The sequence below is a fragment of the Defluviicoccus vanus genome, assembly GCF_014672695.1.
In the GTDB taxonomy this organism is placed as follows: Bacteria; Pseudomonadota; Alphaproteobacteria; order Rhodospirillales; family Defluviicoccaceae; genus Defluviicoccus; species Defluviicoccus vanus.
Window position 1 is genome coordinate 1,468,675 of record NZ_CP053923.1, and the last position, 13,785, is coordinate 1,482,459.

8 protein-coding genes and 1 tRNA gene are annotated in these 13,785 nt (G+C 66.2%); 4 read left to right on the plus strand and 5 right to left on the minus strand.

What is annotated here, in order from left to right; genetic code table 11:
* The 3 genes from feoB to lepA are packed head-to-tail and all read left to right on the plus strand — an operon-like array spanning position 1 to position 4,426.
* The gene (gene feoB, locus HQ394_RS06670) at positions 1-2,328 is read left to right on the plus strand and encodes a Fe(2+) transporter permease subunit FeoB (protein WP_190262617.1); all 2,328 of its coding nucleotides are present in this window, start codon (positions 1-3) and stop codon (positions 2,326-2,328) included.
* Between the two features lie 17 nt (positions 2,329-2,345).
* Positions 2,346-2,564 (plus strand): FeoC-like transcriptional regulator, encoded by a 219-nt coding sequence (locus tag HQ394_RS06675; protein ID WP_190262618.1) that lies wholly within the window; start codon positions 2,346-2,348, stop codon positions 2,562-2,564.
* Positions 2,565-2,620: 56 nt separating this feature from the next.
* On the plus strand, positions 2,621-4,426 hold the full coding sequence (gene lepA, locus HQ394_RS06680) for a translation elongation factor 4 (RefSeq protein WP_190262619.1): 1,806 nt from the start codon (positions 2,621-2,623) through the stop codon (positions 4,424-4,426).
* Here the strand turns inward: lepA and HQ394_RS06685 are convergent.
* The gene (locus HQ394_RS06685; RefSeq protein WP_190262620.1) at positions 4,407-5,195 is read right to left on the minus strand and encodes a cytidylate kinase-like family protein; all 789 of its coding nucleotides are present in this window, start codon (positions 5,193-5,195) and stop codon (positions 4,407-4,409) included. The two genes, lepA and HQ394_RS06685, sit on opposite strands and share 20 nt — an antisense overlap.
* A gap of 464 nt (positions 5,196-5,659) precedes the next feature.
* On the opposite strand from HQ394_RS06685, the gene HQ394_RS06690 reads away from it, so the two are divergent.
* Positions 5,660-5,747: transfer RNA gene (locus HQ394_RS06690), tRNA-Ser, on the plus strand.
* A gap of 579 nt (positions 5,748-6,326) precedes the next feature.
* Here the strand turns inward: HQ394_RS06690 and csb2 are convergent.
* From csb2 to cas3g, 4 genes are all read right to left on the minus strand, one after another.
* Entirely contained in the window at positions 6,327-7,859 is a 1,533-nt protein-coding gene (gene csb2 / locus HQ394_RS06695) for a type I-G CRISPR-associated protein Csb2 (RefSeq protein WP_190262621.1), read from the minus strand.
* 5 nt (positions 7,860-7,864) lie between these two features.
* On the minus strand, positions 7,865-8,818 hold the full coding sequence (gene cas7g / locus HQ394_RS06700; RefSeq protein WP_190262622.1) for a type I-G CRISPR-associated RAMP protein Csb1/Cas7g: 954 nt from the start codon (positions 8,816-8,818) through the stop codon (positions 7,865-7,867).
* Positions 8,815-11,007: a type I-G CRISPR-associated protein Cas8g1/Csx17 gene (cas8g1, locus tag HQ394_RS06705; protein ID WP_190262623.1), complete on the minus strand. Its 2,193-nt coding sequence runs from the start codon at positions 11,005-11,007 to the stop codon at positions 8,815-8,817. Before cas8g1 ends, cas7g begins: the two co-directional genes overlap by 4 nt.
* Positions 10,994-13,543 (minus strand): type I-G CRISPR-associated helicase/endonuclease Cas3g, encoded by a 2,550-nt coding sequence (gene cas3g / locus HQ394_RS06710; RefSeq protein ID WP_456151496.1) that lies wholly within the window; start codon positions 13,541-13,543, stop codon positions 10,994-10,996. Before cas3g ends, cas8g1 begins: the two co-directional genes overlap by 14 nt.
* Positions 13,544-13,785 lie beyond the last annotated feature (242 nt).

The window sequence follows — 13,785 nt, forward strand, 5'->3', positions numbered from 1 at the left end:
ATGACGAAGCGCACTTTGACCATCGGTCTCGTCGGCAACCCGAATTGCGGCAAGACGTCCCTATTCAATGCCCTCACCGGCGCCCGGCAACAGGTGGGCAACTGGCCNGGGGTTACGGTCGAACGCAAGACCGGCAATTACCAGGATGGTGCGACGGCAGTGACTGTCGTCGACCTGCCGGGTGTCTATTCCCTCGGCGTCACCTCGCTTTCCTCCATCGACGAGCGGGTTGCCCGTGACTACGTGTTGGCCAACGAAGCCGACGTCATCGTCAACATCCTCGACGCCTCGAATCTGGAGCGCAACCTCTACCTGACCACCCAGTTGCTGGAGATGCAACTGCCGATTGTCGTCGCGCTGAACATGGTCGACATCGCCCGCACCCGGCGGATGCAGATCGACGTCGCCGCGCTTGCCGAGCAGCTTGGCTGCCCGGTGGTGGCACTGGTGGCGACGCGCGGCGAAGGCGTCAACGACCTCAAAGCGGCGATTGCCAAGACTGCAGCACAAACGGGGCTTCCCACCTTCCGCTTGCCGGTAGTGTCGGCAGTGACCCAAGCGCTGGATGCACTCACACCCCGGCTTGCTGCGGTGGCAACCGAACGGCGTGTCGATCCGCGGTGGCTGGCGCTGAAGCTGCTTGAGGGCGACGTCGGCGTCGAGTCCTGGGTGGGTGCTGAGTTCGCGGCCGCTGCCGATGCCGCATGTGCCGAAGTTGCCCGTCGTGCCGACGAAGATGCCGACATCCTGATCGCCGATGCCCGTTACGGCTTCGCCAACCAAGTGGTGGATGCGACCGTGGTCCGCGAGGGGGTGGTCGAGCGAACCCGCTCCGACTGGATCGACCGCATCGTCCTGCATCGGCTTCTCGGCCTGCCGATTTTCTTCGTCGTCATGTATCTCCTGTTCCTCTTTTCGGTGAACTTCGGCAGCGCCTTCATTGATTTCTTCGACCAGTTTGTCGGCGCCATCCTGGTGGACGGCTTCGGCCAGCTGCTCGCCGACCTTGGATCGCCAACGTGGCTGACGACGATTCTCGCCGACGGTATCGGTGGTGGAATCCAGACCGTCGCCACCTTTATCCCGATCATCGCCTGCCTCTATCTCTTTCTCTCCTTCCTGGAGGATTGCGGCTACATGGCGCGCGCGGCGTTCGTGATGGACCGGGTGATGCGCGCAGTCGGCCTGCCNGGTAAATCCTTCATCCCGCTGATCGTCGGCTTCGGCTGCAACGTCCCGGCAATCATGGCGACGCGGACACTGGAAAGCCGGCGCGACCGGATCATAACGGTGATGATGGCGCCGTTCATGTCGTGCGGCGCCCGGCTGCCGGTCTATGCGCTGTTCGCCGCTGCGTTCTTTCCCACCGGCGGGCATAACCTCGTCTTCGCCCTTTACCTGATCGGCATCGGCTTCGCGGTGATGACCGGCTTGGTGTTGAAAACGACCCTGCTGCGCGGCGAAACGGCACCCTTTGTCATGGAACTGCCGCCCTATCACCTGCCAACGCTGAAGGGGCTTGCCATCCACACCTGGGATCGGCTGAAGGCGTTCACGCTGCGGGCCGGCCGGGTCATCGTCTGCGTCGTCGCCCTCCTCTCCTTTTTTGGTTCGATCGGCACCGACGGCTCCTTTGGCAACAAAGATACCGATCAATCGGTGCTGGCCATCGCCGGCAAGGCACTGACCCCGGTGTTGGCACCAATGGGGATCAGTCAGGACAATTGGCCGGCGACGGTGGGCCTGCTGACCGGGCTGTTGGCCAAGGAAACGGTAGTCGGCACCCTGAATGCGCTTTACGGCAATCTCGGCGTCGCCCAGCGCAGCAGCGACGAGGGTGAGCCGGAGCGCTTTGCCCTTGCCCCTGCCCTCGCGGCAGCATTTGCCACCATTCCCGAGAACATCGGCAAACTCACCAGCGCGATCACCGATCCGCTTGGCATGGACGTCGTCGGCACCGGGAATCTGGAGGACGCCGCGGCCCGGCAGGATGTGGACACGGCCACCTTCACCGCCATGTCCGAGCGCTTCGACGGCCAACTGGGTGCATTCGCCTACCTGCTCGCCGTTCTGCTCTACATGCCCTGCGTTTCCGCCGTGGCCGCAATCCAGCGGGAAACCGGCTGGGGCTGGATGCTCTTCGCCTGCCTCTGGACGACGGGACTGGGCTATGGGGCCGGCGTGCTCGCCTTCCAGGCGGGCCAGATCACCCGGCATCCGGAGACGTCGGCCGGTTGGATTGGCGCCATTGTCACTCTGTTCGTCGTCACCCTGGCAACCATGCGCTACGTCGGTCGGCGTTCGCCGCAGTTTGCAACGGCGAGCTGATACCGGGATTTACCTCAATGATTCTCTCCGAGCTCAAGACCTATCTCGTCGAGCGCCGCCGCGCCGACCTCCTCGATATGAGCAATCGCTTCGATGCGGATGCCGATGCCTTGCGCGGCATGCTCGATCACTGGATCCGCAAGGGTCGTGTCCGTCGCCTGCCGCAGCCAGAGAGCTGCGGCGGCGGCTGCAGCTGCAGCAGACGCAAGCCCGAGGTCTACGAGTGGGTCGGCTGACCTGTAGCAGCGCACCGTGCTGGCATGGCGGAGCGGGCGATGGTAGAAGCGCCGCCATGACTGACCTGACCCTCATCCGCAACTTCGCCATCGTCGCCCATATCGATCACGGCAAATCGACGCTTGCCGATCGGCTGATCGAAGTGTGCGGTGCCCTCTCGGAGCGTGAGATGCGCTCGCAGGTGCTCGATTCCATGGATATCGAGCGCGAGCGCGGGATCACCATCAAGGCGCAGACGGTCCGCCTCACCTATCGCGCCAGCGACGGGCAAACCTATCTGTTTAACCTTATGGACACGCCCGGCCACGTAGACTTCTCCTACGAGGTCAGCCGCAGTCTTGCCGCCTGCGAGGGCTCGTTGCTGGTGGTCGATGCGACGCANGGGGTCGAGGCGCAGACCTTGGCCAACGCCTATCTCGCGATCGAGAACGGCCACGAGATCATCCCCGTTCTCAACAAGATCGATTTGCCGGCCGCTGAACCAGAGCGGATCATGCGGCAGATCGAGGATGTGATCGGACTGGATGGGTCGCACGCGGTGCACATCTCGGCCAAGACCGGCATTGGTATTCCCGACCTGCTGGAAGCGATCGCCCAGCGCTTGCCGGCCCCGCAAGGAGACGCGGAGGCGCCGCTGAAAGCTCTGCTGGTGGACAGCTGGTACGACCCCTACCTGGGGGTGATGATCCTGGTGCGGATCAAGGACGGCCGCCTGCGCAAGGGCGTGAAGGTGCGGATGATGGCCGCCGGCACCGTCCATCAGGTGGAGCAGGTGGGCGTCTTCACCCCCAAGCCGGTTCAGACCGACAGCCTTGGCCCCGGCGAGGTGGGATTCATTACCGCCGGCATCAAGGCAGTCGCCGATACCGAGGTGGGCGATACGATCACCGACGAGCGGCGCCCCGCCGCAGTCGCCCTGCCCGGTTTCAAACCCTCCGTCCCCGTCGTCTTCTGTGGCCTGTTTCCCTCCGATGCGGCCGAGTTCGAGGACCTGCGCGAGTCGCTGGCGAAACTCCGACTCAACGATTCGAGCTTCCACTACGAGCCGGAGAGTTCGGCCGCCCTCGGATCTGGTTTCCGCTGCGGTTTCCTTGGCCTGCTGCATCTAGAGGTGATCCAGGAGCGGCTCGAGCGCGAGTTCAATCTCGATCTGATCGCCACCGCCCCCAGCGTCGTCTATCGCGTCCACCTCACCAACGGTACGGTGGAAGAATTGCACAATCCGGCCGATATGCCGGATGTGGTACGAATCGACCATATCGAAGAGCCGTGGATCAAGGCGACGATCTTCGCTCCGCACGACTACGTGGGACCGGTGCTGCAACTGTGCACCGAGCGCCGCGGCGAGCAGATCGAGCTCAATTACAGTGGCAACCGGGCGATGCTCGTCTACCGGCTGCCGCTGAACGAGGTTATCTTCGATTTCCACGACCGGCTGAAGTCAATCTCGCGCGGCTATGCCAGCTTCGATTACGAGATCGACGGCTTCCGCGTCGGCAATTTGGTCAAGGTGGGGATCCTGATCAACGCCGAGCCGGTGGATGCCTTTTCCTTCGTTTGCGACCGGGGACAGGCGGAGGCGCGCGGCCGCGCCATCTGCACCCGCCTCAAGGGCCTGATNCCCGCGCGCCAGTTGTTCAAGATCCCGCTGCAGGCAGCGATCGGTGGCAACGTCATCGCCCGCGAGACGATCAGCGCCCTGCGCAAGGACGTCACCGCCAAGTGCTATGGCGGTGACATCACCCGTAAACGCAAACTTCTCGACAAGCAGAAGGAAGGCAAGAAGCGAATGCGGCAATTCGGCAAAGTGGAGATTCCCCAGTCCGCCTTCATTGCCGCACTCAGAATGGACGACAACTGAGCATCGCCGGAACGGCTTCGTCCGGGGCGCCAGTGCATCGGTGCAAACCGGTGTTCACGCCCCCGGGTGGTGGCTGTGATGTTCGTGCGTCGGTGCCGTCTTGCGGTCCAGACCGCGGGCGCGAGATCGCCAGCATGATGATTTCGGCCACGTCGTCGAGGCGGCGAAAGTAATCGGTATTGATAACAAGGTCGAAGTTGGTGGGATCGTTGTAGCGGGAGTGGAACAGGTCCCAGATGAACTTGCCCCGGCGCTTGTTGCTTTCCTGCACCTTGCGCTTCGCTTCGGCGTAGCTGCTGCCGTCCTGTTCGGAGATGCGGGTGGCGCAGGCTTCCACTGAGCCGACGATGCGCACCCTGAGCACGTCGCGGCCGGCGAGGATGACGTGACTGGCGCGGCCGACAAGGACGCCGCCGGTGTGATAGAGACCGCGCACCACCGTCGACAGGAAGTGAACGTACTCGTCGCGTGAGACGTGCTTGCCGAAGACTGCCGAGTAAATCCAGGCGTCGACCGAATCCAGCTTCTCGTTCAACGTCTGCATCAGCGTGGGGCTGACGTTGGCTTCGGCAGCGATGGCATTGATGATCTCGGCGTCGTAGATCTCAACCCCCAGACGCTGCGCCAGGGAGCGGGCGATGTCGTCGCCGCCGCTGCCGATGGTGCGCGAGACGGTGATGACCGGCTTGCGGGATTGGCGCGCACGCGCCGGCGGCTCCTCGAGCGCGCGGACGATCGCTTGGATGACCGAGTGTGCATTGGTGTCCATAACAGCCCTTTCCCCCTCGCGTTGTTAGCACCGTCCGCTGAGTGAGGCGAACGCCCCGACGAGCGGCGAAATCGGGACTGCAGCACGGTGCGGTTTTCGACGCCCGGCGACTTTCCTCTCCGGTTCCATCGGACCGGAGGAAAAACCGCCAACCGTCACTATTGGGATATCGCCCGTTCAACCGCCGGAGGTCGCGTCATTCCCGTCATCGATCGCCAAGCCGGCGATACCCTCGGGAAAGGCACCGTCTCTCGGTTGCGAACCGGGACGAAACTTCTCCTTTTCTCAGCGTAGTCCTACGAAGGTATAAAAATGCTCGGCAGGACGGAAGTCAAATCTGCCGCAACGACGCGAAGATATGGGCGGGGCGCTCGCCGGCAAGCGGTGGCAAACATAAGGAAGCATCGACGATCGCTTACCCGGTTGCCGGGAGAGACCGGTTCCGCTAGGGTCCGCCCTTCCGCGGAGGGATGGCCGAGCGGTTTAAGGCGCACGCCTGGAAAGCGTGTTCACCGAAAGGTGTCGCGGGTTCGAATCCCGCTCCCTCCGCCAGTTCCCCTGCCCGGAACGCTCTCTCAGCCGACCCGCCAGCCGGAAAAACGCGTTGTTTCAAAAGGGTTTGCCGCCGCCCCTGAGAACCACGCCGCCCAACCGAGGCCCCTGGCGTTCTCTCTTCAGGCCCCTTTCTCCGAAAGCTGGGTACCACGCCAATTTAGTATCCAGCTTGCGATCTCATTGTCCTCAATGGCTTGGAGGACCGCTGGCTGAGTACTATTTCGAAAGCGCGATTGCCCTGCGGAAACTTCTGGAAACCTCGATCGGGGAGGTGCGACACGCACTCTACAGTTCCCTCGCCGACGCGCGAAAAATGAAAGAAGCGACATGGCGGGCCGCCGGAAGCGTATCCCGGCAGCGAGCGGAAGCGGCTTCGGTTCAGCGGTCGCTGTGGGCAGCCCCATCACTGACGCACCATGAAAGAAGCGGACATCGGGAGTGGCGGGAAGCGAATGCTCCAGCCGGGTAAAGCAGCCAAGGCCGGTGGTCGCTATTGGCAGACCTATCGCCGACGCGCGATGTGAACGGTTGTGGACGCTAGCAAGAGGTGGCGTTGGCGACGTCGCCGCGGCAGCCTCACTCGTCAGCAATCGCCTGGAACAGGCCGAGGCCGAAGTGGCAGCCGAAGCCGAGGGCGACGGGACCGTCGACCGGCTCGGCGAACGTGAGCAGCCAGAAGCTGCCGCGGGTGTCGGGCTGGACCAGCCCGCGCTTCGAGCGGAAGCGATGAAAGTGAACGGGGCGGCACGGCCGGTCTTTGACTGGAATGCCATCTGGCAATTCATCAGTCTCCGCGGGCTCACTCCTGCCGCGCAGACGGCACTCCTTGCGGATCTGATCGGCGGGACCAAGGCTGCGTTTCACATGCCACGGATGCAGATAGGNGGTTGCCGACCGCCAACGCAGAGATTTTCGCAGCAGCAGCGTGTCGTTCGCAAAGGTGGCAGGGGTGCCGATGCCTTCGAGGGCGACGCGCCATTCAGGGCCGTCTCGTTGCCAAAGCCTTTTCAGGGCGGCGAACACGGACCAGCAGTCGGGCGGCAGGCCGTGCTTGGCATGGACGATCAGGTGATCGATGCGGCCGTCGCCGTCCGCATCTTCAGGCAGGAAGAAGGCGTGGCCGTGCGTCGGGTCGACCGGGCCATGGCAGGACAAGATGTCGGGAATGGCCCGTTCGCCGAGAAGGTCTTTCGCCTTCGCCATCAGCGCTTGGCGCGTGAGCTCACCGATGCGCACCGCGTCTTCGATCCGCGGCAGCGGCTTGCCATCGAGGACGAAGCGCGCGGTGGTCAGCGGTCCGCCGTCGCGCGAGCGGGACGCTCGCCGCGGTGCGGTGGGCGACAATGCGTCCATCGGTCGGCGGTAGACCACCTGGCGGGAGGCCGGCGGCCGACTCCATCCCGCTTTCTGCCAATCGGAGGTCTCGGGCGACAAGGCATCGATCAGCCGCTCCCCCAGCGTCGCTTCGATGAACTTTCGCGTCCGCTTGGGCTGCTCTTTCGCCGCATCGAGAAACACCACCCGGTGCGATTGGTAGCTTGCGGCGTCCATCGCCGCCAGCAACGGCACGAGGTCCGCGACCTCGCCGGTCGCGGAGTCCACGTCCTCGTTGCCGGGGCGACAGGTCCGCTGCCAGGACGCAGGCATCGGTGCTGGATCGATCTGCGCCTCGATCCAGCTCTCGGCGCGGCCGAGATAGCCGAGACGCTCGATCAGATGCCGTGCAAGGTCGGCTTCTTCGAGAGTCAGATCGGCGTTCTCCCACAGAATCCTCAACGGTGTGTCGGGATCGAGGCGGGCGAAGGCATCGAAAACCAGGGTGCGGTCGCCGGGCCCCTTCTTGAACCACGGCATGTAGTGTCGGGTGTGGGTATGGACAGCCGGCGGCAGATCGTAGATCGGCAGATCGGCAGCGAGCCGGTCGATCAGATCGGCGAGAAGACCGCGGTCGAAGCGGTCGTGGTCGCCCTTGCGGTGCCAGGTGGCGACGAGGGCGCGGAGCAGGCGCCACGGCTCGGGCGGCCATGCGACATCCGCCTCGTTGACATGCCGGCCCCAGGGCGTGGCGTGGTAGCGGCCGGCAACGAAATGGATGGTCAGGGCGAACACGCGGGTTACTTCTCGAAGCGGACAGTGGTGACCCGCGGCTCGGCGAACCGACCTTCGGCGGCGGTGGCCGCGATTAGGTCCGGCAGCGCGGCCGCGAGATCCGCCGCTTCAGGAACCGCGACGTCGACCGGGCGGGTGGCGCGGAAGGTCGTGCAGCCGAGGTCACAGGCCGTCCGCAGGCGTAAGCCCACGTCGAGGAACCGGCGGATCTTGAACAGAGCGAGCGTAATCAGCAGCCGCTCGACCGTCTCGCCGAGGCCGAAGGCGCGGATCTGCGCCAGATCGATGTTGAAGTACGCGATGATGCGCGCGGCGGCGTACTCGTCGCGGGCGAATGGAACGTTGCCGAACCCGGCCGCTGTGTCCCCGCTCGGGTTAACGGCATCGTTCTTGACGCCTCCGCTGGCCGCGACAGCAGCCCCCTCGGCCTCAATGAACGACGACACGACCCGGGGAAGCCGGAGCCGCCNCCCGGCCAGCTCCTTCTTCGCCAGGAAAATGCCATGCAGGACGGCGTTGGTGTCGAGCCGCACCAACACCGCAGCCAACTTGCGGATATCGACGCGCCCCTCTTCCATACCGGCGAGTTCCGACTTCAGCCGATCGAAGACCGACTTGTCCTTGCCTTCCAGGATATACGGTGAGTTCAGGCGGTGGGCTTCGAGGACCGAGTTGGTCAGCGGCTGGCCCTGCTTGTCGACCACCTTGACCAGCGGCAGGCCGCGCAGCGGCTCGACCCAGTCGTCGGCCACGTCGTCCCAGCAAACGGCTTCCAGGCGGTTCGCCATGCTTTGCGCCGACTCGACGAGGAGCATGTCGGTCCCGCTCGGGCATTTGTACGTGGCCGCACCGAGGTCGGGGAACCCGGTCGGCTGGAAGCGGGTGCCCTGCAGCGGCGTCAGAACCGCTTCGATGAGCAGACGGTGGTGGGTGGCAAGGCCGTCGAAATCGAGACTCATGGAACGGATCCTTCCTGCTGAGCGGGCATGGGCAGCGCTTCAGGCGCCGGATAGGCGATGGCGACCAGGCGGCGTACGTCGCCTGCCCGGATCGGGATCAGCAGCGCCGCGGCGAGCCGGCGACCTTCAAGGCCAGCCGCGCCGAGACCACGGAACGAATGGCCGAAACCGGCGACGCACGCCCGGGACTGCGCCTGGCGGATGGCGTCGGCGATGCGGCGGTGATCGCCGCTCAACAATTGGCCAAGCAGTGTTGCCGGCAGAGGTAATCGGATCTCGGCTCCGAGAAGACGTTCGGCACGGAGAAGCGCCTCCGGCATGAACAGCGGCTTCAACGCCGCATAGGCTGCGGGAAACGGTGGGGCGGTCGGCGAAAAGGTCCGCTTTGGCAACCAGATCCCCTTCACCAACGCCAATCCACGGACGAGCGCTTCGATCCGGTCGTCGTCGGTGTCGCGCGCAAGAAAGGCGGCGATGGCGGCGAGGTCGGCACCGGATTTGCCGGCGAGCGGCTTGTCGTCGGCCCCCGTGCGCTCGGCATCGATCAGCCGTCGCCGCAACACCCGGATCAGCGCATCGACCAGGGTACCTTCGCCCCAGACCACGCGCTGCTGCTGGGAGGTTTCCGCCCAACGTCCGCCGCGATCGGCGACCGGTGCGATATGAGCAAGGAGCGGCGGCGCGCCCGTCTGCTCGCCAGCCCCGGCACCGAGCCCGGCGATCGCCGCCGCCAAGCGGAAATCGTCGCTGGCGTCGTCGGCGTCCTGCGCCCACTGCTGGTCGAGGCGGGGCAGAAAGCGCACCGCCTCGCGCGCCTTCCGACTGTGGGCGAGATGGTGGACGGCGTCGCCCAGCGCCATGAGCGCCGCCTGCACCCGCGCCGCATCCGCCGTTGCCGTCTTGCCGTCCGGGGTGGCGAGGTCGAACAGCGCCTGATCGAGACGACGACCGATGCCCGACAGCCGCGCCGGCGCCTCGCTGTGGCGGGTCAAGCGGCGGAAGCTGCCCAGCCAGCCGTCGGTATCCAATTGATCGATCAGGTCGGCACGGGCGTTGCGCTGCACCCGCACCTGCGTCATCGGCGTGGCGAGATATGCCTTGCCCGAGCGCATCATCAGGCCGAAGCGCTGAAAGCGGCTGATCCCGCGATCGACGCCGAGACTGGAGACGGCGCGGACGAAGTCGAGGCCGTCGCGCACCGGCCGGTGGCCGAGAGTGATGCGGCCCTCCGCCAGCAGCCCGCGCACCTCGGCAAATCCGGCCGGCCGCGCCCACAGCGGCATCCATAGCTCGGCGCGGCTCGACCCCTCGTCCTTCAAAACGGCATGACCGCTGCCGGCGGCGGTCGGACGGACGGTGAACGGAAAGCTGAGAGCCGCCGCGTCCGCCGTTTCGTTGCGCCGGGTCGCGGCTGCGGCAAAGACCATCGCACCTTCCAGCATGAGTACGAAATCCCACGGATTGACCCGTGAATCGCCCTCCAACCCGGCGGTGGCATTCGGTCCCCCTGCCGAACCGGGGGCGAACTGCCCAACCGCGGCGCTGAGCAACCCGGGGACCGGCGCGCCAAACAGCGCCTCGCCGATCAGCGCGGCGCTCCCTGGCATCGGCCGCCCCGTCAGCGGATCGAGCAGTTCGACCAGCCGCTGCATGAAGTTGTTGGTGAAATCGAGCCGGCCGTCGTTGCCGCCGGTGCCGAGCAGCGGAGGATAGAGGGGCTGATCGCTGCCGAGGACGACGGCAGCATCGAACCAGGCGAGAGCATCGTCCGGAAGTGCGCCGCGCAGCCGGGCGAGAAACCCGGCTTTCTCCTCGTTCTTCGGGCTCGCTTGCAGACCGAGAGCATCCCGGACCCGTTCAGCACTGGCGATCGCCGCCGCATACCCGGCGAATCGCGGCGACGCCGCAGCGACAAGCGCCTCGATGCCGCGGCGATTGTCGCCGTCGTAAAACCCGCTGCCGCCGTTCCAGGGCGCGATGATCGGGGTCGGCGCGTAGCGGTCGAGAAAGAACGCCTCGAGGCCGTCGGCATCGAGCGTCGAGGCGAGCACGAAGTGACCTCCTTGCCACCAGCCGCGCGCGTCGGCGTCCGCCTGCTCGGCCACCAGACGCAGGATGCCGAGCGCCTTCAGGTAGCTCGCCAACGGCGCCGGCGCACATCCGGGCAGTGCAATCTCAAACGTCGTCATCGCCCGCCTCCTGTTCGGCGCGCGACGCCCGCCAGTCGGCGATGCGGACCAGGGCCTCCAGCCAGGCGAGGCGAAACGGCCCATGTTGCGCCAGCAACCGCTGAGTGCGCGCCGCCCAACTCCGGCCGTCCGGGCCGTCGCCGAGTGCCATCACCGCCAGCGACAGCCGCAGCGCCGGCAACCGCTCCTTGCCGCCGACGTCCACCGCCGGCAATTCATCGCCGTCCCAGACGCCGCGCGCGAACAGCACGTCGTTCGCCGGATCCTCCGGTCCACTTTCTCCCGGCAACGCGCGGATGCCGAGCCGCACCTTGCCGTGGTGGGCGGCGATCAGGTAGGCGACGAGGTCGGGATCGACATCGTCCGCGTCGCCGGCGCCACCGCCATCACTGCCGCCATGGGCGAGCCAGGCGAGGGCCGAAGCCAGCTCATGACGAAAGAACCGCCGCTCGTATCGTTTCATAGCGCCGGCGGACTTGGCGAGTTGGCCTGGAGGCCGCGCCTTGCCCTGGTCCGGGCAGGCGTCGATGGCATTCTGAAAGACCGCGTGCGCCTTGCCGACGTCGTGCCAGCGTGCGGCACGGACAACCGCCGCCCACTCCGCTTGCCACGCCGCGCCCGCCTCGGCGCCACACCCCAGCGCCGCGCACAGCTCCTTGGCCTGCGATTCCACATGCGCCAGGTGAGCGCTGAGACCGACGTAGCGGCCGATGGTGCTACGCGGATCGCTGTCGATCGACGCCGGCGGCGCTTCGACCGCCTTAACCGGTACCGGTGCGACCGCCGCCTTGCTGTCGGCGCTGAAGCCGAGTGCCGGGTCGTAGCCACCCAGGGCACTCGCAAGCATGATCGTCAACCCGGGCCGGATGCGCGCCGGATCCAGCCGCGCCCAGCGGTTCTCGAGCCCATCCCAGACGAAGGCACCACTGCGCTTCTTCAGGACGTCGCGAAACCGACCCACGGCGACCGGGCAGAGTTCTTCGCGTGCCGGCCGCGGCGTATCGGCAGGAGGGTCGTTGCCGACCGCCCGCCAGAAGACGTGAACGTCGGTGTCCTCGGCATCACGGACGTACGGCGAAATATCAATGTCGAAGCCGCTCAGATCGGGGTCGGTGTTGAACAGCTCGATCAGGTCCTTGCGTCGCAGCACCGCGACAGGACCGTCCTCGCCCGGCAGATCGACNNCGCCGCCCACCTGCGGACTGGCGCTCCCAAGGCCCGGCAGCACCTCACGGCTGGCCAGGAGGTCGTCCGGTCGGTACGGCAGCGCGAGTTCGCGCGCGTCGGCGGCGGCGATGTCGATCCAGATCACCCGCGCGTCCGCCGCCTCGCCATAGCGGTTGCAGCGGCCACAACGCTGGACCAGCGAGGCCAGCGGCGCCAGTTCGGTGAACAGCGTCGTCGACGTGATATCGACACCGGCCTCGATCGCCTGGGTCGCGACGACGATTCGCCCGGCCGGGGCCGGCGCGTCCTTCAGCGCCCCTTCGTGGGCCTTCCGCTCCGCCTGCCGAAATCGAGAATGAATGAGGAGCAGCGGAACGTCGCTCGTCGCGCCACCAGCCTTGAGCGCCGTATAGACCGCCTGCGCCCGATCGACCCGGTTGAGGATGACGAGGGTGGTGGTTCCCGGCCGGTGCGCCGCGTGAATTTCCGCAGCCAATTCGCGCGCATAGGCGGCAGCCTTGGCCTGCTGTTCTCCGCCGACAANGACCGTCTGCGCCCGATCAAGCGTCTTCGCCGCACCCACCCGCTGCCGAACGACGGCATGGGCGGTATCCGGATCGGCGGGATCGGCATCGAGGCCGAGCCGGACGAGCCCGGCGAGGTGCGGGGCGAAATCGACGCTGGCGAGCCAATCGGCGCCGAGCGTCGCCGAAACCCAAAGCGAACGACTGCGGAGGCATGGCGCCAGTTCCGGCAGCCGCCGGAAGGCGTCCAGCTGCGTCGACGCCGCCCGGCCGGCACCCATCAGCTGGACCTCGTCGAACACCCACAGCGCATCGCCGTGCAGGAAGGCGAACTCCACCGGCCAGCGGTAGCGGCTCATCCCATAGCCGCGCATCAACGCCCGCGACAGCAGCATGTCCTGGGTGCCAACGATGATCGCCGGCTGCTCCGGTGCTTCGGCCCACGCCGAATCCGCTTCGCCCCCGATGAGCAGCATCACCCGCGGCGCCGGGAGCCCACGCGCTCGCCGNNAACGCAGCCGCCANNCCCGCTCGACGGACTGCTGCGCCACCGCCAGCACCTGTTCCACCAGCACCCGCATCGGCAGGCAGTAGACGAGGCGCCGCGGCGTGGCCGGGTCCTCGTTCAGCCGCCGCCACAGCCAGCCGACCAGCACCGCCGCCGTCTTACCGAGCCCGGTCGGCACCGTCAGCACGTCGGGCCAATCGCCCTCCGCCAGCCGTCGCTGGTAAGGAAACGGCTCGATCGACGCGCCGTCCGTGGCGAGCTGGAAGAAGTCCGAGTAGTTCAACGGTCTGCCCCGACGCGTCCAACCGTCGGGCGTCGTCCGCGGTGTTTCGGGCAACCGGCGTGCAACGCACTATTCGAGACGATTCTTTGCGTCGCTGGCGGTCGTATCGCGATGTCCTGGAAGTTCATGTCCCCCTCATTGCCGGCGCCTGACGCTGTTCGCGCCGCTGGATACCCCACGCGGACTATAATCGGCCGGAAGCGCTGGCGCGAACTGTGACGGCATTCACAGAGCGGATTTTTTTGCTAGAGAGAGCAAACGAGTCCGTCCGTAACTCCGTTCACAGACGCGCCCCC

Bases quoted from the DNA above. Each gene is read 5' to 3' on its own strand.
- HQ394_RS06685 (WP_190262620.1), bottom strand. From the start codon at position 5,195: ATGGACACCAATGCACACTCGGTCATCCAAGCGATCGTCCGCGCGCTC.
- HQ394_RS06675 (WP_190262618.1), top strand. From the start codon at position 2,346: ATGATTCTCTCCGAGCTCAAGACCTATCTCGTCGAGCGCCGCCGCGCC.
- cas8g1 (WP_190262623.1), bottom strand. From the start codon at position 11,007: ATGACGACGTTTGAGATTGCACTGCCCGGATGTGCGCCGGCGCCGTTG.